Origin of the sequence: uncultured Vagococcus sp., from assembly GCF_963518325.1 — a bacterium.
Taxonomy (GTDB): domain Bacteria; phylum Bacillota; class Bacilli; order Lactobacillales; family Vagococcaceae; genus Vagococcus_D.
Window position 1 is genome coordinate 129,377 of record NZ_CAUQJB010000008.1, and the last position, 19,731, is coordinate 149,107.

Annotated in this window: 17 protein-coding genes; 7 read left to right on the forward strand and 10 right to left on the reverse strand. The window is 35.9% G+C overall.

The window, feature by feature from the left end; translation table 11 throughout:
- Positions 1-72: 72 nt before the first annotated feature.
- The 8 genes from RWN13_RS09335 to RWN13_RS09370 form a co-directional block, all read right to left on the reverse strand.
- The gene (locus tag RWN13_RS09335) at positions 73-2,172 is read right to left on the reverse strand and encodes an FtsX-like permease family protein (protein WP_314062565.1); all 2,100 of its coding nucleotides are present in this window, start codon (positions 2,170-2,172) and stop codon (positions 73-75) included.
- Position 2,173: 1 nt separating this feature from the next.
- Positions 2,174-2,917 (reverse strand): ABC transporter ATP-binding protein, encoded by a 744-nt coding sequence (locus RWN13_RS09340; protein WP_314062567.1) that lies wholly within the window; start codon positions 2,915-2,917, stop codon positions 2,174-2,176.
- A 13-nt stretch (positions 2,918-2,930) separates the two neighbouring features.
- Positions 2,931-4,607: an ABC transporter ATP-binding protein gene (locus RWN13_RS09345; RefSeq protein ID WP_314062569.1), complete on the reverse strand. Its 1,677-nt coding sequence runs from the start codon at positions 4,605-4,607 to the stop codon at positions 2,931-2,933.
- 102 nt (positions 4,608-4,709) lie between these two features.
- On the reverse strand, positions 4,710-6,014 hold the full coding sequence (locus RWN13_RS09350; protein ID WP_314062572.1) for a radical SAM/SPASM domain-containing protein: 1,305 nt from the start codon (positions 6,012-6,014) through the stop codon (positions 4,710-4,712).
- A 12-nt stretch (positions 6,015-6,026) separates the two neighbouring features.
- Positions 6,027-7,097: a radical SAM/SPASM domain-containing protein gene (locus tag RWN13_RS09355; protein ID WP_314062575.1), complete on the reverse strand. Its 1,071-nt coding sequence runs from the start codon at positions 7,095-7,097 to the stop codon at positions 6,027-6,029.
- Positions 7,098-7,110: 13 nt separating this feature from the next.
- Complete coding sequence (locus tag RWN13_RS09360; RefSeq protein ID WP_314062578.1) at positions 7,111-8,271, reverse strand: radical SAM/SPASM domain-containing protein; 1,161 nt, start codon at positions 8,269-8,271, stop codon at positions 7,111-7,113.
- 218 nt (positions 8,272-8,489) lie between these two features.
- On the reverse strand, positions 8,490-8,666 hold the full coding sequence (locus RWN13_RS09365) for a hypothetical protein (RefSeq protein ID WP_314062581.1): 177 nt from the start codon (positions 8,664-8,666) through the stop codon (positions 8,490-8,492).
- Positions 8,667-9,427: 761 nt separating this feature from the next.
- On the reverse strand, positions 9,428-10,303 hold the full coding sequence (locus tag RWN13_RS09370) for a helix-turn-helix domain-containing protein (RefSeq protein ID WP_314062583.1): 876 nt from the start codon (positions 10,301-10,303) through the stop codon (positions 9,428-9,430).
- Positions 10,304-10,837: 534 nt separating this feature from the next.
- Here RWN13_RS09370 and RWN13_RS09375 point away from each other — a divergent pair.
- Positions 10,838-10,978 (forward strand): hypothetical protein, encoded by a 141-nt coding sequence (locus RWN13_RS09375; RefSeq protein WP_314062614.1) that lies wholly within the window; start codon positions 10,838-10,840, stop codon positions 10,976-10,978.
- 406 nt (positions 10,979-11,384) lie between these two features.
- Here RWN13_RS09375 and lacG read toward each other — a convergent pair whose 3' ends face one another.
- On the reverse strand, positions 11,385-12,812 hold the full coding sequence (gene lacG, locus RWN13_RS09380) for a 6-phospho-beta-galactosidase (RefSeq protein ID WP_314062586.1): 1,428 nt from the start codon (positions 12,810-12,812) through the stop codon (positions 11,385-11,387).
- Between the two features lie 20 nt (positions 12,813-12,832).
- The gene (locus RWN13_RS09385) at positions 12,833-13,588 is read right to left on the reverse strand and encodes a DeoR/GlpR family DNA-binding transcription regulator (protein ID WP_314062589.1); all 756 of its coding nucleotides are present in this window, start codon (positions 13,586-13,588) and stop codon (positions 12,833-12,835) included.
- A gap of 208 nt (positions 13,589-13,796) precedes the next feature.
- Between RWN13_RS09385 and RWN13_RS09390 the strand changes: the two genes are divergently transcribed.
- From RWN13_RS09390 to RWN13_RS09415, 6 genes are read left to right on the forward strand one after another with little or no spacing between them, the layout of a single operon-like run.
- Positions 13,797-14,105 carry a PTS lactose/cellobiose transporter subunit IIA gene (locus tag RWN13_RS09390; protein WP_314062592.1) on the forward strand — a complete coding sequence of 103 codons (309 nt, stop codon included), beginning with the start codon at positions 13,797-13,799 and terminating at the stop codon, positions 14,103-14,105.
- Between the two features lie 15 nt (positions 14,106-14,120).
- Complete coding sequence (locus tag RWN13_RS09395) at positions 14,121-15,773, forward strand: lactose-specific PTS transporter subunit EIIC (RefSeq protein WP_314062595.1); 1,653 nt, start codon at positions 14,121-14,123, stop codon at positions 15,771-15,773.
- 20 nt (positions 15,774-15,793) lie between these two features.
- Positions 15,794-16,222 (forward strand): galactose-6-phosphate isomerase subunit LacA, encoded by a 429-nt coding sequence (lacA, locus tag RWN13_RS09400; protein ID WP_314062597.1) that lies wholly within the window; start codon positions 15,794-15,796, stop codon positions 16,220-16,222.
- Between the two features lie 11 nt (positions 16,223-16,233).
- Positions 16,234-16,752 (forward strand): galactose-6-phosphate isomerase subunit LacB, encoded by a 519-nt coding sequence (lacB, locus tag RWN13_RS09405; protein ID WP_314062599.1) that lies wholly within the window; start codon positions 16,234-16,236, stop codon positions 16,750-16,752.
- 10 nt (positions 16,753-16,762) lie between these two features.
- Positions 16,763-17,764 carry a tagatose-bisphosphate aldolase gene (gene lacD / locus RWN13_RS09410; protein ID WP_314062602.1) on the forward strand — a complete coding sequence of 334 codons (1,002 nt, stop codon included), beginning with the start codon at positions 16,763-16,765 and terminating at the stop codon, positions 17,762-17,764.
- A 14-nt stretch (positions 17,765-17,778) separates the two neighbouring features.
- On the forward strand, positions 17,779-18,714 hold the full coding sequence (locus RWN13_RS09415; protein ID WP_314062605.1) for a hexose kinase: 936 nt from the start codon (positions 17,779-17,781) through the stop codon (positions 18,712-18,714).
- Positions 18,715-19,731: the final 1,017 nt, after the last annotated feature.

The following is a 19,731-nucleotide window of genomic DNA, read 5'->3' on the forward strand; positions in this document are numbered from 1 at the left end:
GACTTACAGAGTTTTTTCAAATCATACCTGTTTTCACATTTTATAACGAGTATTTTGAATCTGCCAAGGCTGCTAATCGGTTATACCCACGATTCTCGCAACCTCCCGTAAAGAAATTCGATAACCCACGTATTGATAAAGCGCTACAAGCAGGCACAACACAAGACAAATCAACGCTGCTGGGATTTCAAAACTAGAAAAAACACCATCATTTTGCCAATAAGTTAATAAATTATAGAGATAAACCAATAACGTACCTACGACAGTTGGTAATAAATAAACCTTCTGTAGTTGACTCTTGATACAGCGAATCAGATAGGCGTTGTTAGCCCCTAACTTTCTGAGATCCTCAAAGACTTGTTGATTTTGTTTTCCAATACTCTTACTTCGAGTGTAGCTAATCACCCCAACCGATGCCAACATGACGATCGACACATAGGCAAATAGTAAGAACTGAACGCCCATTTTTAAGACATTGTATTTTTGGGATAAAATTTTAATAAATGGTGCATACTTCCAATCTAGCTCTGCCTCTGGATGATCCGGCTGTAAATCAACTGTGGTATAGCCTTCATCATTCTTATCTCGATAAACGTCATAGTACATCATTACCCGCATTTCAGCATTGTTGCTTTCTGAATAGCGCTTAAAAAGCTCTTTAGAAAACTCAAAAGAATCCTCTATTTTTGGTACATTAAACAACACCTGAGAGACTTGGTTTACAGGTGAAATCCCTGCCTTTAACTTTTCATAATCTTGGTCATTTAAGATAAATCGTGACTGGTTATCCCAACCGTCTCCCATCAATAGTTCATCAAATACTTCTGTACCGGCAAATTTTAATTCTTTCCCAACTCCTGTTGTCGTATTTTCGACATAGTCCAAATCTTTGTAACTAGAGAGAATCGATTCTTGTGTTAGGCTTCCCCGAATGGTTCTGTAAGTTCCCGTTTCTACAGCAATTGTTTTTTCGAATTTTTCATTAATTTCACTGACGGAAGTAAATTGTCGATAGAAACCTTTTTTTGCATAAGTTTCAACAAGCTTTCCTGATTTATCCGGTTCTAGGAGAGTCGTGCTGGAAAGAAGCTCAATAAAGAGTATCTCTTGATAGTTTTTAATGGTCAAATTATGCTTGGCAGCTAACGCAACGACTTGATCCTCTGAAATCGACTGTGAATTATTCCCTAATTGATTGTAAGAAACATCTACAGGATTACGCTTTACGGAATTACTTCCGGCAGTCATATTTGTAGGTAAATAAAACGCGGCGTATAAAGCTCCAATAATGAGCAGTGCGATTAAAATCATGTTCCGCACCATCGAGATTCCTTGAAATTTTAACATCCCATATGAAATCAAATGTCGATAGTACTTCTGGGGATTCCTCCCTCTTTTGTGTACAGCAATGGAGTACACAAGTAAACGATACAGTCCCCAGACACTCATCAGATAAAAAATATTAGAGACGCCACTTATATACTGTTTAAAAATCGCGACATATAGATTTGGAAGAACCACCGCGATGAAAAGACCTAGGAAAAGCATCACCAAGCCTGAAATTAAATATTTTTGAGAAACTTCTTTCTTTAGTGGCTCACTCTTTCTTTGCTCATTAATAATTTCCATCACGTTAGAGCGTTTTATCCAAGAGGTAGTCATGACAAGTAACACAAGTAAGACAATAAAAGCAAAACTAAAAGCGGGGATCAAGCCTGTTAAAGATAATTGAAAATCTGTAATACCGGGTATTGCTGAAACCTTCTCAAATACCTTGCCAATCCCCAGACCTAGGATATTCCCAGTTGCGATCCCAATCAACGTTGAACAAATCGAAATATAAGTAACCTCACCAATCATTGTTCTGGCTAGCTTTCCTCGGTCTGTTCCAAGAGCCAAAAAGACACCAACTTGACGACTCTTTTGGCGAAGAAACAAGCCAGCTGCATAGATAACGAAAATAAAACAACCGACTATCGCTATTCCAAAAATGAAATAAATAATTTTTCTCGTATCCCCACCAGCTGGTAACGTTTCTTGAATAAACGGACTAAATAAAACAGCAAAGAAAGAAGAAACTAACAGATTCGCAAAGAGCAAGCACCCTTCAAACTGACGATAATCTTTGCGATCTTTTTTTCGCAGTTTGCGGAAAAGTTTACTTAAGGTCATCTTACTCACCACCATTCAAATCTTGGAGGACACCTAACAGTTCATTCAAGAATGCTTTTCTGCTTCCTTCTCTCACTAGCTCCTGGTAGACTTGGCCGTCTCGCATCATAATAATGCGATCGCAGTAGCTAGCTGAAAAAGTATCATGAGTTACCATAAAAATAGTTGCTTGTAGTTGTTTCTGAGCATTCTTGAAGGCATTGATTACCGCTTCACTAGATTTACTATCCAAATTTCCTGTCGGTTCATCTGCTAAAATCATCAGAGGATCATTCATTAAAGCACGAGCAACCGCCACTCGCTGCTTTTGACCACCAGATATTTCAGCTGGATATTTGTTACTAATTCCGTTAATTCCAAACATATCCAGTAATTTTTTTGCTTTTACTTCCATCTTTTTGTATGGCGCATCTATAATCACTTTCGGTACACAGACATTTTCTAAGACGGTTAGACCATCAAGAAGCATAAAATCCTGAAAAACAAAACCCAATTTTTCATTTCTAACGCTGGCGATTTGTTTCTCATTCAACACAGACAAATCTTGTTCATCTAGGAGAATATTCCCCTTCTCATAGGGAATAAAACAAGAAATACAGTTCAACAAGGTCGTCTTCCCACTACCAGAAGGGCCCATTACGGCAACAAATTCCCCTTCATTGACTTCAAAATTAACATCTCTTAACACATCATATTTCGTTTTTCCATTGGTATAACTTTTATATAAACCATTAACACTTAGCATTGATAATTCCTCCTTAGTAAGCTTTTAATAAATAGTCTGTCGTAATCGGAAAGACATGTTTGTCCTTGACCCCAAAGACTTGATCAAAATGGGTACACTCTTCTAAATTATGAGTAATACAGATAATAATCTTCTCTCCCTTCAATTTCTTTAAAATATCAAATAACTTATTTCTTCGCTCCAAGTCAATCGAAGCGGTACTCTCATCGAAAATGATCACATCAGATTCTCTTAGAAGGGCTCTTAGAATATCTAAACGCTTTTTTTGCCCGCCAGATAAGTTATTCCCTCCAGAGCTTAATTCTGTCTCCCACTGTTTAGGAAGTCGCATAATATCTTCATAGACGTCTAACAATTTACTAAGCCGAATCATTTGAGAAGAATCTACTTGATTCCCCATTGTTAAATTTTCTAAAACTGAGCCTTCATAAAATAAGGAGTCTTGGGCAACAAATGCGATTTTTCCACGAATACTCTTTAATGAGAGGTTTGCCATATCATGCGCATTCACATGGATAACACCGTCAGCTGGTGGATATAGCCCCAGCAACAATTTAACTAATGTTGATTTGCCACAACCGCTTCCCCCAATGAACGCATACATTTTCCCCTTTTGAATGTTCAAATTAATATTTTCCAAAATAGTATCAGATTTTGTGTACTTGAACGCAACGTCTGTAAATTGAAGATGATTAACGGGTTCGTCAGAAATATCATGCCCTTCGTCGGATTCTTCCTCATAAGCCAGAACACTTAACAATCTCTTCATAGCTATCAACACACTTTGATAGCTATTATTGAATTCTGAAAAAAAAGTCAAGGGGCCAATTAACATACTCTGATAATTAATTAATGCCGTTACCGTCCCAATTGTTAATCTTCCAGCAAAGATTCCGATTCCGCCAATTAACCAAATACCACCAGACAATAGATAATTCAAGAGTCCGCCAATATTAAGATTCATGGAATAGTTCACTTCCAAAGCCATTTGTAATTTATATTGTCGTTTATAAGCATTGTCAAATTTTTCGTTTACATATTGATAAGCGGAGTACAACTTCGTAATTAGAACATTTTTGTAGTTTTCTGAGAGGGCTCCTAGTGACTTCTCATTGCCCTCCATACTTTTTTCTGCTAGATCCTTAATTCTTTTCCCCCAGAACTTATTATTCATCACGTAAACTGTCAATAATACACAAGAAATAAGAATGACGCGCCATTCCATTCGGATAATCATAAAAGCTGCCATAATAAAAGTCACGGCATTGCTTAACGTCTTCACTAACATATAGCCACAGTTTTCCTTAATTATTTCAACTTCACGATTAAATTTCGATAATACACTATTCAAACTATGATCGTCGAAATAAGAATATTTCATTAAGGAAATTTTCTGATTCAACTCAATCCGAAGAGTCTTCGTAATGTTCTCGGCTATTCTTGCCAGTAAGAAATCCTTACATACATTAAGAATTGACGTTCCAAGAAAACAGACTAACATGATTATTATCATCAGCCAAAATTGTTGAATATCTTTTTGTGGAAATACTTTGTCCAGCAGTCTCTGATAAACTAATGGAATACACATTGTCAAAAAACTTTGTGTAAAGGTTGTTAGACAAACTAGCGTAAAATAGATTTTTTCCTCTAGCACATATTTTTTTAAGAAATAGCGATATACGTGATGCATGAGTTTCTCCTTTTACTTATAATTTTTGATAGCTTCAACTCTAAGGGGATCATCCTACTCTAATCAATTGCTTATTTTCTGACTGCGAAAGTTTTTGTGCGTTCAGCTGAACGTTATTTTTTCATCAATCACCTCTCTCAAAAAATCGGTTAAGGCTTGAAAATTGTCTTTATTACTTTTTCGACGATCATAATAAAAAAGATTGAAATGAATCATTGCTCGTTTAGATAAGCATTTACTATCTACTTTTTCCATAACTCCACCATTCTCAGCAACTTCAGCAATACATGGTCCCGGACAAAAATAATTTTCTGGACAAGTTTGACAGACTAGATTTTGACTGACTAAAAATCTATTTCTCATTTCTTCATCAAGCATTTTCTGATCTAAATTCTCTACAATTTCAGCCATCGTCTTAGAACGGATATTCCCCATGGAATAATCTGATTCTTTGAAATTTCCACACATATACGTTGTCCCATCTGAAAAGATAGATAAAATTTTACCAAATGCCCCACATGATTTTTTAGGTTGCAAATTATCTAAGTAACCAAGAATAAACCGATCATCAAGATAATCCTTTTCCAATAAATAGGAAAAATAATGATAATACTTCTGAACCATCTCTATTTCTTGTGACTCTTCCCTTTGATAGCGTCCACTGTCAATCGCGCGGCCAACTAAGGTGACAATGCGAAGCGTTAAAATCCCTTCATATTCTTCACATAGATCAGCTGCATCTCGAAAGTAAGGTTCACTATCTTCATCTAATACGAAAGAAAGTGAGAGTGTTAAATTATTTTTCCGAATTCTTCTGAAAATCTTCTTCATTCTGAGTAGGAGCGTTATATTCTCAAAAATATTTTCAATACTGATTTCCACTGTTGAAACATATTCTTTTACTTCATCGATAAACTTTTCTGTCAATAATAGCCCATTAGTTTGTAGTAGCACTCTTTCTTTCCCAAATGCTTCGGCAAACACTTCCAATATTTTAAGAATGTCTTTTCTCATGACAGGCTCTCCGCCGGTGATAATAATTTTTTTAGGAGAGATCTCTTTTAGTTTGGGAATCAGCATCTTTTGAATTTCGTCAAGTGTCAAGTCCTCTTCTGTGCTAACATCTGGACCAGAATTCATTGTACAAAAGGAGCACTGCAAATTACACTTATTGGTGACAGAAAAATAGATACTTCGAATATTGCTAGTCTCAGTCCCACCGCCAAACAAATCAAAATCATTATGAAACTTTTCAATTAATTGCTCTTTCTTTTCTAAATCTTGGCAAATAGCCGTATAGTATTGCTTGCTCATTCTTGCCCAATGATTATTCTCTGGATTAAGGAAAACAATCCGATTGTTTCCTTCATATTGAATCAGATTTTCGAATTTCTTCGTTAAATCCATGATTACACCTCCTCACATTGTTAAACGAGAAATAACTTCTTCGTTTTCTTTATAGATATCTACCATTAACAATCGAGTCCAACACAGCATCGGTGCTGGTTCATGAGGATTTCCTGTTTTGGCAATATTCATCATGACACAACTCTTTTCTGTGCACAGATTGTATGCGGCACACGACCGACAACGTTCATTTTTAATCGAATCAAACTGTTTTAACCAGTTAATCTTCTCTGAATCAAAGCCAGCGTCAATATCACCTAACTCCACTTGTTTATCTAGATTCCCAGGGCAGGCGTACAAGCTACCATCATGTCTGACATAAGAGGAAACAATACCTGCACCACACTCGTAAAATTTCTTACAAGGTTCTCTATCCCTCATTTCAACTAGAGAGGACGCAAAACTCCACCTAAACCCTTTACCTTGATAGGCTTTTTTTATAAAAAAATCAAAAATTTTGCGTATTTCTGACGCTAGACCATTCATTTCTTGTTCTGTCCACTCACTATAATAATCAATACCTGTATCAATCAACCTAAAGCCGACTTCTGTCACGAGATATTCAACAGATTCGGCATAATTCTGATAATTATTATTGGTCACTACATTGGTAACTTGTACAAGTTTATTCGTTCTTTTTTCAAACTCTCTCACGTAACATAATTGAGAGATAATCCGATCATGTACACTGTACTTCGTTTTTGAGACACGATTACGGTCATTTACTTCTTTAGTACCGTCTATACTTATCTTTAAACTAAAGTTCTTCTCCACTAGGAAATCAACAATCGCCTGATTAAATAACGTCGCATTAGTTGTCACACTGTATCGTAGATAATTATTCGCCTTTTGATTTTTTTCTTCTATATAGGAAATAATCTCTTTAATCATTGGAAAATCAATAAAACTTTCTCCACCAACAAAATCAAATAGTAATTCTCGGTCTCGATGTGCCCGGACCTTTTCAAAAGCCATATCAACCCCTTTATAAGCTGTATCAATCGACATCTTACTTCCATTCTTTTCACCCAGATAACAATATGTGCAATTTAAATTACATTTTTGATTTACTTCCAGTGTCATCGTGTACATTTTATCACCTAATTTCTTCTTGTTTTTCTTCAATGATCACTTGAAGCATTGTTTCACTTAATGGAATACTTTTTTCTTCAGCTTTTTCTAAATAGTAAAAAAGTCTTGCACTTTTCCTTCGATACATTTCTTTTAGGACATACAAATTATGCTTGTAGAGCAATCTCTCTAACTTACAAGTCATCTGGCTATGAACATTAAGCTTTCCTGTTTTAAAGTAATTGTAGAAACCACATTTAGCCCCTGTACAAGTGAAGGCGATATCACATTCATGACATTTTGATTTTCCTGAAACATTTTTTTTGATTGAATTGACAAACTTGGACTCGTCTAAACCACTCTTAACTTGCCCAAGATTCCATTCAGAATCATTGACGACATAGCCACAAGGAAACAATTCTCCTTGACTATTAATGACAATATGTCCAGCCGTACCTCCTGAACAATACTTAGGTGTCCTAGCTGCAACAAATATTGATAATTTGAAATCATAAAGATTCAAAATCAAGTCTTTGCTCTCTGACACTCGATTAAGATAAAGATTATCAAGTTGCTCATATTGATAATCCAGCTCACTTAACGCTTCTTCTGACCAATGGCCAACTGTATCCACCCCGATATGAATCTTTTTAATCCCCATATCATAGAAATGTCTGACATTAGCGCTCAGTAAGTGTATATTATTCTGGGTAGCCGTCATACGTACTGAAAAGTACAAGCCACTCTCTTGCAATTGTTCCATATTGGCAATGATTTTACCGTATACATCTTTACCGTCAACACTAACTCGATTAAGATTATGTGTCTGCTTATCACCATCAATACTTATTGAAACATCAAAAGAATGATTCTTAAACAATTCAATCAATTTTTCATCTAGAAGAACACCATTAGTCGTAATAGCATACCTAAAGTTATTACTCGCTTCTGAGTATTCTTTCTCAACAAGATCAATAAACTCATAAATTTTCTTTTTATTCATTAACGGCTCTCCGCCTAAAAAAGTTAAATTAATATCTTCTTCACCTTGATTGTTTGCCATTATAAAATCCAAAGACTTCCGTAATCCTTCAGATGACATAATTTTCTTTCTTTTTTTATCCCCTTCATAACAATAGCTACAACGTAAGTTGCATTCTTCACTTAAATAAATTGTACACTCCATGATCCTTCTCCTTGCAATTTAGATTTCAAAATAGTCAGCTGTATTTTATTCACTCATATCCCCCCATACTTACGCTTTGATATGGAGTCATATGACTAAATTAATTCAAGTAGTCACCTTATCGCTTTAAAACGATTAGATAGTCGTTCATCGGTTCCCTACCTGAATTAAAAATAGTCCTGATCGTCAGCTAATTCTAGTCACCAACCATAATTTTCTTAGTTGATATGAGAAACTGCTGGGCCGCCAAAGGCACAATCATTCAAGCATTTTTGCTTATGAGTAGAGCAATACGCGTATCCCTCTGCCTCATCATCTTTCTCCTCCTGTTTTCCTACAGTATCTGGTGTGTCGTTATTTCCTTTTTTCAAGTTCTTGTTTTCGTCTTGGCTCATATTAACATCCTCTTCTTCTTTTAGTTTTTGAGATCCAGTATTGCGCTATACGTTCTCAATTTTTTAGCACTGGCCTGTTGCTGACTCTAAGTTATCATGAATTATTTACTCAAACCTTGCTTCATGTCTAACTGATGCCTTTTCATGTCTAACTCAACATTTTTTATAGAGAATTTCAGCAGGTTGAGTTTTATCCATTGATAAATGATGTAGGTTGATGCAGATGTAAGAAACTAAGCTAGAACAAAACCTTTAACTAATTTAAATACCGCCAAATCAAGGAGTTTGATTTGGCGGTATTTCTAGTTCCTTATTTTTTTAAAACAAGAGATTTGGCACTTATGATCCCACCACCCTCTTTGTTCAGCTGTCATCACTTGCTCAGTACCTAAGCCCATGAACTCCTATTTATAGGGAAGTTGCTTTATCGTTTAATCTAATCAAAGCCCCAGGTGATTCGAACCAAACTACATTCACTATCAGTTACTAAATTGACTTGCTTTGCCCTCTTCTCCTGGTTATTTCATCATGTGAATGTCCCCAAATGCATCTACTTTCATAGTGGGTGGCTTTGATTCATTATCAGCATTTAAAAAGCTATTAATATTTTTCCATATAATCTCCAATATTAACTATACTTTCTCTAAATATCCCATGTCCTTGCAACAGGTTTAGCCCCCTAATCGACTAATTGATCGGAACACCTTTCTTCACAACAAAAAAAAAACAGAGCGTTTCACCCTGAATTTTTCATCTTATCCTCATTCCTGACCTTCAGAGATACTCGCCATGATTTCGTTAAAATAAGTCATGTAACTATCCGCTAACTTAAATGATTCTAGCTCTCTGCAAATTTCTAATGCCCGATTGACTTTTTTAGTCCCCTCGGCTATTTTATTTATTTTTAATAAATACAATCCTTCAGAATACATCAGAAGATTTTTCTCATACAGGTAGGTTTGAGAATTGATCAACTGATCAATTTCTTGTTGAAATTGATAGCTTTGATCTATTTTGTCGTTTAGTAGGCAAATCAGATTAGCGTTGAGTAAAATATGAATAATCATCTTTCGGTGTTCATTATTACTTTGAAAAAACTTTGTTTTACGAGAAATTTCTTCCGATAAGATGATCACTGTTTGGATTGGTATTGCCGATATGGAATTGCCAAATAGTACAATTTCATAATACGTCCAATCGTCTATTGCAAATAAATAATCTGTCAGTAATTCTACATCTTCATCCTTGACTGTTTTACAATCATTTAATTCATCGTTCATAATTGATATCATCAAATAATTATATCTGTTATTTATATTTCCAGTCTGCTGCCATTTTGAATATTCCTCATTTGATAGTCTTAATAATTCCTCAGTATCTCGATTCGTATAAGCCTTTCTAATCTGTTTTACTAATTGTTGGAGGTTGCTCTTCTCGTAATTATTACACAGCAAATCAAATTCTTCTAAGGTGATATTTATTCTATTAAGCAATTTGACAAATTTTGACAGAGATACATCGTTTAACCCTCGTTCAAACTTTGATAATTGCCCGACTGATAATATCCCTTCAGAAACTTCAATGATACTCATTCTTTTTTCATTTCTTAGTTCTCTAAAAAAATTTCCATAGTACATAGTAATCTCTCCTTAGAAAGTTATTCACATATGCAAAATATAACCGACTCAATTAATTCTATGGTAACATAAGAAGAGGCTCATTAGAAACGAAATGGAGGGATAGTTAATGGACATCGTAATAATCACACCACGCGGAGGCGGTTTAGTCGTAGTAGGACCTTAGTTCTCAGATTAATGATAACTATGTTCCAACGACTTACTTGCTATATAGCGTCCCTTACTAAGCTCACTTAGTAAGGGATTTTTTCATTTTATTGTGTTGCTAGATTACTGATTTCATTAGTGACTATATGATTCGTTTGGACGCATCGTGGTCTTAGTAAAAAGTGAGGGTTTAAGAAGGTATCGTGACCAGCTAAACTTTTAAGATGTCGAGTTATTATTTTCGCATATCATAAATGTTCTAATCTTTATTTTTTTCAAGTTTATTACCATTTACGTTCCTAAAATTGGATATCGTCCTATTATGCTTCTCAAATAATTGGTTAGCTATGTTCATTTCCCTCGTGCCTTCCTTTATAACTAACTATTATGAAGCAAAAAAAATACGATCAATACCTAATTGAAGAAAGATTTGCGGACTTAGAAATTGGTCGGACTGTTTCTGAAAAAGAAATGATTGAAGCGTTTGGTGACTATGGCTGGGGTGAGTCATATGACTCTCTATTCTGACAGTTTTAGAAGCGGATTGAAGGTAAAATATCGGAATGGTCAAGGGATTATGGCTTTTCACCTACTAACATTTCTGACTTTGTCAGGTCTATTTATAAAGGAATTGAACTAACTAAAAGGAGACCTCATCTCTTTACTTATTTAAGCAACCACTTATTGCCTGTTAATCGGCAAATAATATGCCCTCTTTTAACGAATTGCTCATCAAAAGAAACCATTATTAGTTGGCATCGTCTATCATCAAAAATAGATGCCGCTTCCTTTCTATTTTTTTCTCACTTAATCTCATTTTTACATGTTAAAGAAAAATAATTTACTAATCGACTAGTCAATTTCAAGTTACCAATGGCCACTCTCATAGCGAATAAGCTTCATCACCCACCTATAAATGATGGGTGATGAAGTTCTAAATTGAGTTAAAACTATCTAAAGAAATCAATTGTTTAGAACTACTTAGTGTTTTAAACCAGTGGGCTGACTTTTTAGGATAACGTTTTTGCGTGTCAAAATCCACGTAAAACAATCCGTATCTTTTATTGTAACCATTTGTCCATGAAAAGACATCCATTAAAGACCAGATAAAGTAACCTTTGACATTAATGCCTTGAGAAATGGCTTGTTGAATGGCTTCTAAATGCAGAAAGACATACTCAATGCGGTTATCATCTGCAACCGTGCCATTTTCAAGAATATCTTTATCTCCCATTCCATTCTCGGTTATGTACAACTTGTTATAATGAGGATATCTTTTACTTATGTAGACTAACATGTCTAATAACCCTTGGGGATAAATCGGCCAGTCCCAATCAGTCGCAGGAATCGCTGGATTATTGACTCGCTCACCAATTCCTTTAAGAGCGAAAATACTACTACCTTTTTCACCACTACCATTATGATGAATAAGCGACTCGCCATCATAAGCAGATAAGAAATGGCTGGCATAATAATTAATTCCAAGAAAATCAAGTTGTTCAGCTGCTAAAGTCAACACCTCAAATTCTTCTGGTGTTGTCTTTAACACACCCTTATTTTTTTCCAGCACCTTGTTAATGATGTCCATGGTATCTTCTTGATAACTTCCTATTAATGAGCCATCAAGAAGAAACTGATTTGCGACAAGGTGCTCATTCTTTGCAGCTTGAGCACTTGAAGGAAGCTCATCGATGGGATATTTTGATTCTAAAATATGAACAATACCGATTTCACCAGGATAGTTAGTTTCTTTAAAGATCTTTACGACACGGGCGTGCCCGACTAACATGTTATGCATCGATTGAATCGCTTTTGGGATATCGTAGTTGATATTTGGTGGGAAATGGCCAATGATATATTGGCCAGCCACAACGGACCAGGGTTCATTAATTGTAATCCAATAGTTGACTTTACTTGAGTATTCTTTAAAACAAAAACTTGAAAAGTCAACATAAGCATCCACCATTTCGTTTGATAACCAATCTCCTTTTTTATATAATGCTTCTGGTGTATCAAAGTGATGGAGTGTCACAAATGGCTCAACCTTATTTTTTAGGCACTCATCAATCAGAGCATGATAGAAATCAATGCCATTCTGATTGGGTTCTCCCGTACCATCTGGAAAAATACGAGACCAAGCAATGGAGAGGCGAATACCATTGACACCAAACTGCTGACATAATGACAAATCCTCTGGATATTGATGATAAAAATCGCTGGCAACGCTTGGATCAAAAACGCCTTGATTCTTTAAATAGTCATCCCAATAGGTCTTCCCTTTCCCACCAAGGTTGACAGCTCCTTCTGCCTGATACGCTGCTGTCGCTGCCCCAAATATAAAGTCTTCTTCAAATTGATTCATAACACAGTCCTCCTAGACACTTAATTAATGACGGTCACAATTTGCTGATACACTGATAATGTCTCTGAATCCAATTGACTATCTGTAATTAAATAGTCAATGTCATCAAGACTATAAAAACGATAAAAATCTTGTTTATTAAATTTACTGTGGTCAGCTACGATGTATTTTTCCTTCGCACTGTCTAATATTAATTTTTGACACAGTCCCTCTTCTTCATTGGAATTAAACACATAATTCTCAGAAATAGCATTGACACCAATAAACGCTTTATCAACATAGATTGTTTCAATAAAATCATTAGTGATGGTTCCGACAAATGAACCTGTTTTTCCTCTATAAGTGCCACCAATAAGAATCAAATCAAACCGACTATCATGTTTGAATTTGTCAAAGACATGAATGGAGTTAGTGACAATTCTTGCTTCCTCAACAGTCAGATAATCGTATACGAACTCGATTGTTGTACCAGATCCTAAAAAAATCGTTTCTCCATTGGCAATTAATTGAGCAATGGATTGGGCAATTTCACTTTTCTCTTGCAAATGAATATTTTTCTTCTCTAGATGAGTTAGTTCCGAAAAAGATAACTCATTCTTTTCATTCAATTTTGCGCCACCATGCATCCGCGTTAATAATCCCTCTTGCTCCATCTCTTTTAGATCTCGCCTAACGGTCATTTCAGTCACATTCAATTTCTCAGCAATAAACGCTACTTTCAGTCTTTTCTTTTCTTGTAATAATTCAATAATTTTTTCTTGTCTATTTATTTTCATAAGAAAGCACCCTTCCCCAATGTTAGTTAATGTTCAATTCAAGTTTATTATATAAATTACAGTTTGTCAACGAACATAAAACAAACAACAGAAAACAAAATAAAACTACAATCGAACAAAAAAGGATTGACAAAGAACATGTACCCGGTATATCATGTTTTTGTAACCGATATTATTTAAAAATACGATGAAAAGGAGACGAGTAGTTATGAATAAAGAAGAAGTCGCGATGATTGGTTTTGAGGTTGTCGCCTTTGCAGGTGAGGCCAGATCAAAGTTAATGGAGGCATTAAATGCAGCCGAAGCTCAAGATTTTACTAGGACAGATGTCTTAATCGAAGAAGCTCACGCCAGCTTAATGGAAGCCCATAAGTCGCAAACAAAACTATTAGCGATGGAAGCTGGTGGAGAAAATGTAGAAATTGGGTTCATTATGGTTCATGCTCAAGATCACTTGATGACGACAATGTTATTAAAAGATACGATGAAACACTTAATCAATATTTATAAAAAATAGGAAAGAGGAGAAAAAATGAATATTTTGATTAATCGAATTGAAAAAATGAAACCGTTTTTCGAAAAAATCTCCAACAATCCATATTTACGAGCCATTCGTGATGGATTTATTAGTTTGATTCCAATCATCCTGTTCTCAAGTGTTTTTTTATTAGTGGCATATGTTCCTAATATTTTTAATTTTTATTGGAGTTCTGGTGTTGAAGCAACATTAATGAAGGCATACAATGCGTCAATGGGCATTTTAGGTTTAATGATGTCTGCAACAGTTGCTAAGAGTTTAACTGATAATTTTAATAACAAACTGCCGAAAACCAATCAAATTAATAATACATCGACCATGTTAGCAGCTTTTATTGGATTTATTTTGATTGGTGTTGATTTTGTAGATGGAAACTTATCATTAGGTTTTATGGGAACAAAAGGATTATTGACGGCCTTTGTGGTTGGGTTTGTCGTTCCTAATATTTATCGTTTCTGCATTAAACATAATATTACGGTTAAGATGCCAGAGGAAGTACCTGGGAATATTTCACAAACCTTTAAAGATTTGATTCCCATAACGGTATCCACTACTATGTTTTGGTTATTTGATTTAGGATTTAGAAACTTATTTAAGGTTGGTTTCTCAGAAAAAGTATTAGAAGTATTTCAACCAATTTTCACTGCTGCTGACGGCTATTTTGGCTTAGCTTTGATTTTTGGCGCTATGGCCTTCTTCTGGTTTGTCGGGATTCATGGACCTTCGATTGTGGAACCGGCTGTCTCTGCAATCTATCTCTCAAATGTCACCATGAATTTACAACTGTATCAGGAGGGAGCACATGCCGATAAGATTTTATCTCAAGGAACCCAATATTTTGTCGCTACATTAGGTGGAACAGGTGCCACCCTAGTGATTACGTTAATGTTTGCCTTTCTAGCAAAGTCCAAACAATTAAAAACCATGGGGAAAGCCTCAGCTGTCCCCGTCTTGTTTGGTGTTAATGAACCGATTTTGTTTGGTGCGCCACTGGTCTTAAATCCAATCTTCTTTATTCCCTTTATCATAACCCCCATTATCAATGTTTGGTTGTTTAAGTTTTTTGTCGATGTGATAGGAATGAATGGGTTTATTTATAACTTACCTTGGACAACCCCTGGACCATTAGGTTTAGTCATGGGAACAGGCTTTGCCTTACTATCGATTGTGTTAGTGGGAATTTTATTAGTGGTAGACTTCCTCATTTACTTTCCATTCTTTAAAGTGTATGACAGCGAGATGTTAGCAAAAGAAGCCGCTGGTCAGAGCCATGAAGGACTGGCTGACATACAAGATGATAAACCAGTCGTTCTGGCAGTAGATGATTCAATTAAAGGTAACAATATTCTCGTGCTTTGTGCTAACGGAGCCACTAGTTCAATGTTAGCCAATGCCATCAAAAAAGGCGCTAAAGAGAAAAATATCTCCCTTGATTCAACAGCAATGGCCTATGGTCAACATAAAGAGATTATCGCGGATTTCGATTTAATTATACTGGCTCCGCAAATGGCTTCCATGCTATCGGAACTTGAAAGTGAAACAGAAGGCATTAAAACCAAAGCAGTGTCAACAACTGGCCTTGAATATGTCAATTTAACCAGAGAACCTGAAAAAGCATTAGAATTTGTTTTCACGAAACTAAAATAATCAGACAGAGGAGAATTGTGATGAATGTTTATCTTTGTTCTAATCAAGAGGGATTCAGACTTAAGGAGGTGGTAAAAAAAGAATTAAACACTCATCACTATCACGTCCATGACCTAAGTGAGGTACCTCATCCAGATTTTGTTGACTCGGTGGAAGCTTTAGTAACATCGTTACATCGCGATCAAAATGGCCTTGGTATCGCCTTTGATGACTACGGTGCTGGAAGTTTTATTGCCGCCACCAAACATAAGGATATCATAGCAGCTGAAGTTTCTGATGAACGCTCCGCTTATATGACAAGGGAACATAACAGTTCTCGAATCATTACCTTGGGCCAGGAAATTGTTGGAAACGAATTAGCTAAAAATATCGTGTTAGCATTTTTAGAAGCGGATTATGAAGGCGGTCGCCATCAAATCCGTGTCGACATGCTAAATAAAATGCTTTAAGGAGGATGAAAATGAGAATAGCAATTGGATGCGATCATATCGTAACTGGAATCAAAATTGATGTCGCTGATTTCCTAAGAGAAAAAGGACATGATGTCATCGATGTTGGCACACATGGTTATACTAGAACCCACTACCCCATTTACGGAAAAAAAGTAGGCGAGCTCGTTGCTAAGGGCATCGCCGATCAGGGGATTGTTATTTGTGGCACTGGCGTTGGTATTACTAATGCTGTCAATAAAGTGCCAGGTGTCAGAGCTGCCTTAGTCAGAGACATGACAACGGCGTTATATGCCAAAAAGGAATTAAATGCTAATGTTTTAGGTTTTGGTGGAAAAGTAACAGGCACATTTCTTATTTGCGACATTATCGAGGCTTTTTTTAAAGAAAATTATCTAGAAACCCCCGAAAATAAGCGATTGATTCAAAAACTCAGTCAATTAGATGAAAATGTTGATCCATCACAAGAAGATCCCCATTTTTTTGATGAGTTTTTCACAAAATGGGAGGCTGGCTTTTACCATGATTAAGGAGGAAAACATGTTATTAAAACGAAGTCTTACTGAAAACAAACGTTATCATATGGAACAATTATCAACCACAACTGGTATCATTGCCGCTCTTGCGATTGACCAGCGGGGAGCTTTAAGGAAAATGTTAGTTGCGGAAGGATTTGAAGGTGATACTGAGCAAGCCATTGTTAAATTTAAACAATTAGTGTCTGAGGAACTAACCCCCTATTCCTCCTCTATTTTATTGGATCCAGAATATGGTTTACCTGCCTCTAAAGTTAAAGCGACTGGCTCAGGTCTTTTACTTGCTTATGAGCAAACTGGCTATGATGCATCAGAAGCAGGCCGTTTCCCTGATTTGATTCAAACTTACTCTGCCTTGCGACTGAAAGAAGATGGGGCTGATGCAGTAAAATTTCTACTTTATTATGATGTAGACGAAACAGCAGAAATCAATGAGCGGAAACATGCTTTTGTTGAGCGGATTGGCTCTGAGTGTCTGGCTGAAGATATTCCTTTTTATTTAGAATTATTGTCATATGATGCTACTAATTCAGATAATGGCAGTCAAGAATTCGCTAAAATAAAACCCCATAAAGTATCAAACATGATGGTTGAATTTTCGAAAGACCGCTACCATGTAGATGTTTTAAAAGTGGAAGTCCCTGTTAATATGAATTACGTTGAAGGATTTGCTAGTTCTGAAGATGATGTGGTTTACACTCGAGATGAGGCATTAGGTTATTTTAAAGAACAGAGTAATCAAACCAAACTACCTTTTATCTTCTTAAGCGCAGGCGTCAGTGCTAAATTATTTCAAGATACCTTGTATTTTGCAAGAGAAGCTGGCTCTGAATTCAACGGTGTTCTTTGTGGTCGCGCAACTTGGAAAGCGGGTGTCAATGTGTTTGTTAATGAAGGTGAAGCCGCCACACGACAGTGGCTGCGCACAACTGGAAAACAAAACATGGATGAGTTAAATAAAACATTAGCTCATACAGCAACAACCTGGCATAGCAAATTCATCTAAAAGGGGGGCTTTCAATGATCTTAACGGTGACACTGAATCCATCTGTTGATATTTCATATCCTCTTGACTCTTTAGCTATTAATCAAGTAAACAGATGCACGTTAACAAGAAAAACCGCTGGTGGCAAAGGGCTAAATGTGACTCGGGTTATCCATCAAATGGCTGTCCAAGTTAAAGCCACTGGACTTTTAGGTGGGGCACTCGGGACATTCATTGAAGAACAACTGGACACTCAACAAATCGACCATCATTTCGCTAAGATTAAGGGTGAGACACGAAACTGCATCGCGATTTTGCACGATGGTGACCAACAAACTGAAATTTTGGAAACAGGTCCAACTGTCTCGAAAACAGAGCTGGCACGATTTGAAAAAGTGTTGATTGACGATAGCAAAGAGGCGTCTGTTGTAACCCTATCAGGAAGCTTACCTAATGGTGCGCCACCCTCTTATTATGTTAATTTATTGAAAAAATTAAAGGATACTTCAGCTAAAGTGATCCTTGATACGTCTGGAGACAATTTAAAGACTGTATTAGAAGCAGCCTTCAAACCATACGCTATTAAACCTAATTTGGAAGAGTTAGAAGAATTAACCAACACAAAAATCCAACATGATGACAGTAAACTTAAAGACCTATTGAGAGAACCATTATTTGCTGGTATTCCATTAATCGTTGTATCTTTAGGAAAAGAAGGTGCTTTTGTTAAATTTAAAGAACATTTCTACCGCGTTAAAATTCCCAAGATAACTGTCATCAATCCAGTAGGAAGTGGTGATTCTGCCGTAGCGGGATTAGCCATCGCCCTAGAAAAGGCTGCTGATATTGAGGAGACATTAAAAACTGCTATGACTCTAGGAATGCTAAATACAATGGAAAGTCAAACTGGTTTTGTGAACAAAAACAATTTTGAGACTTATTTCAATCAAATTATTTTATTAAAAAATTGATTTTCTCTCATGACAAAAGCTTTTAATCTCCTTATCAACAGTACTTGTTCAAACTTTTCTGAAACCACTTTAAGAGGCTGGGACAATAGTCCCAGCCTTTACCATTTTACCAAGCAACCTAAAAGAGATAGCCTCTAAAAATCTGCTCGCTGAGATTTCCTCACAGATCTTATGGAACTCCATTCAAAAACTGATATCCTATTAGTTTATTCCACTGATAAGTCTTCAGTTTTGTATTCTGTATAGCCTTCGTATTAATCGCTTATATTAATTCCCTTCATGTAAGTTTGCCGACTGTTAACCAAATTGATACGGGCATGATCCATAAGCTATCTAATTTCCATATCATTAACTGGACTAAGCTCCATAGCGGATAAGTCATCGTCTTTATCAATTAAATTCCAATCGACAACTCGCTTCAATGCCTTCTTTCATGCAAGCAAAGAGAGGCATCCAGGCTTATTCCAGTTACACCGCGAATTTTCCTATAAAACGAACTCTCAAGACGCAAAAAAGATAATGAGCGAGAGACTAACTCTTCATTCATCATCTTTATAAATCCATTTATCCTATTCGACAAAAAAATCAATTTAACTTTCACTTATTTCATAAAAAAGATTCAACTGCTCTCTCACATACTCATTTACATAATTTGAAATATACCACAGCTTATTGTGAAAAAAACTGATAGTTAACTGTTACTAACGAGTGGCAACATGATCGATCAATCGAATGATAACGACTCCTCCACTAATTAAAATAATGAGATGACTAATCTTAGTTATTCACTTTCTACTTTCCGTTATTTTATCTAATTCAAAAAAAACTGGCATGTAACCTTTAAGCGTACATTCAAATGGCTGTTTTCGTTATATTCAAACATTGCTAACCGCTGAGACACATAGGGGATCTGAATGAAAATAAGTCATGAAAGGTTGTTTCAACTAATCCCTTTAAACGCGACATCCCTTCAAGTAGCTCAAAGTCATTTGTTATTTATATAAAATTACATTCATT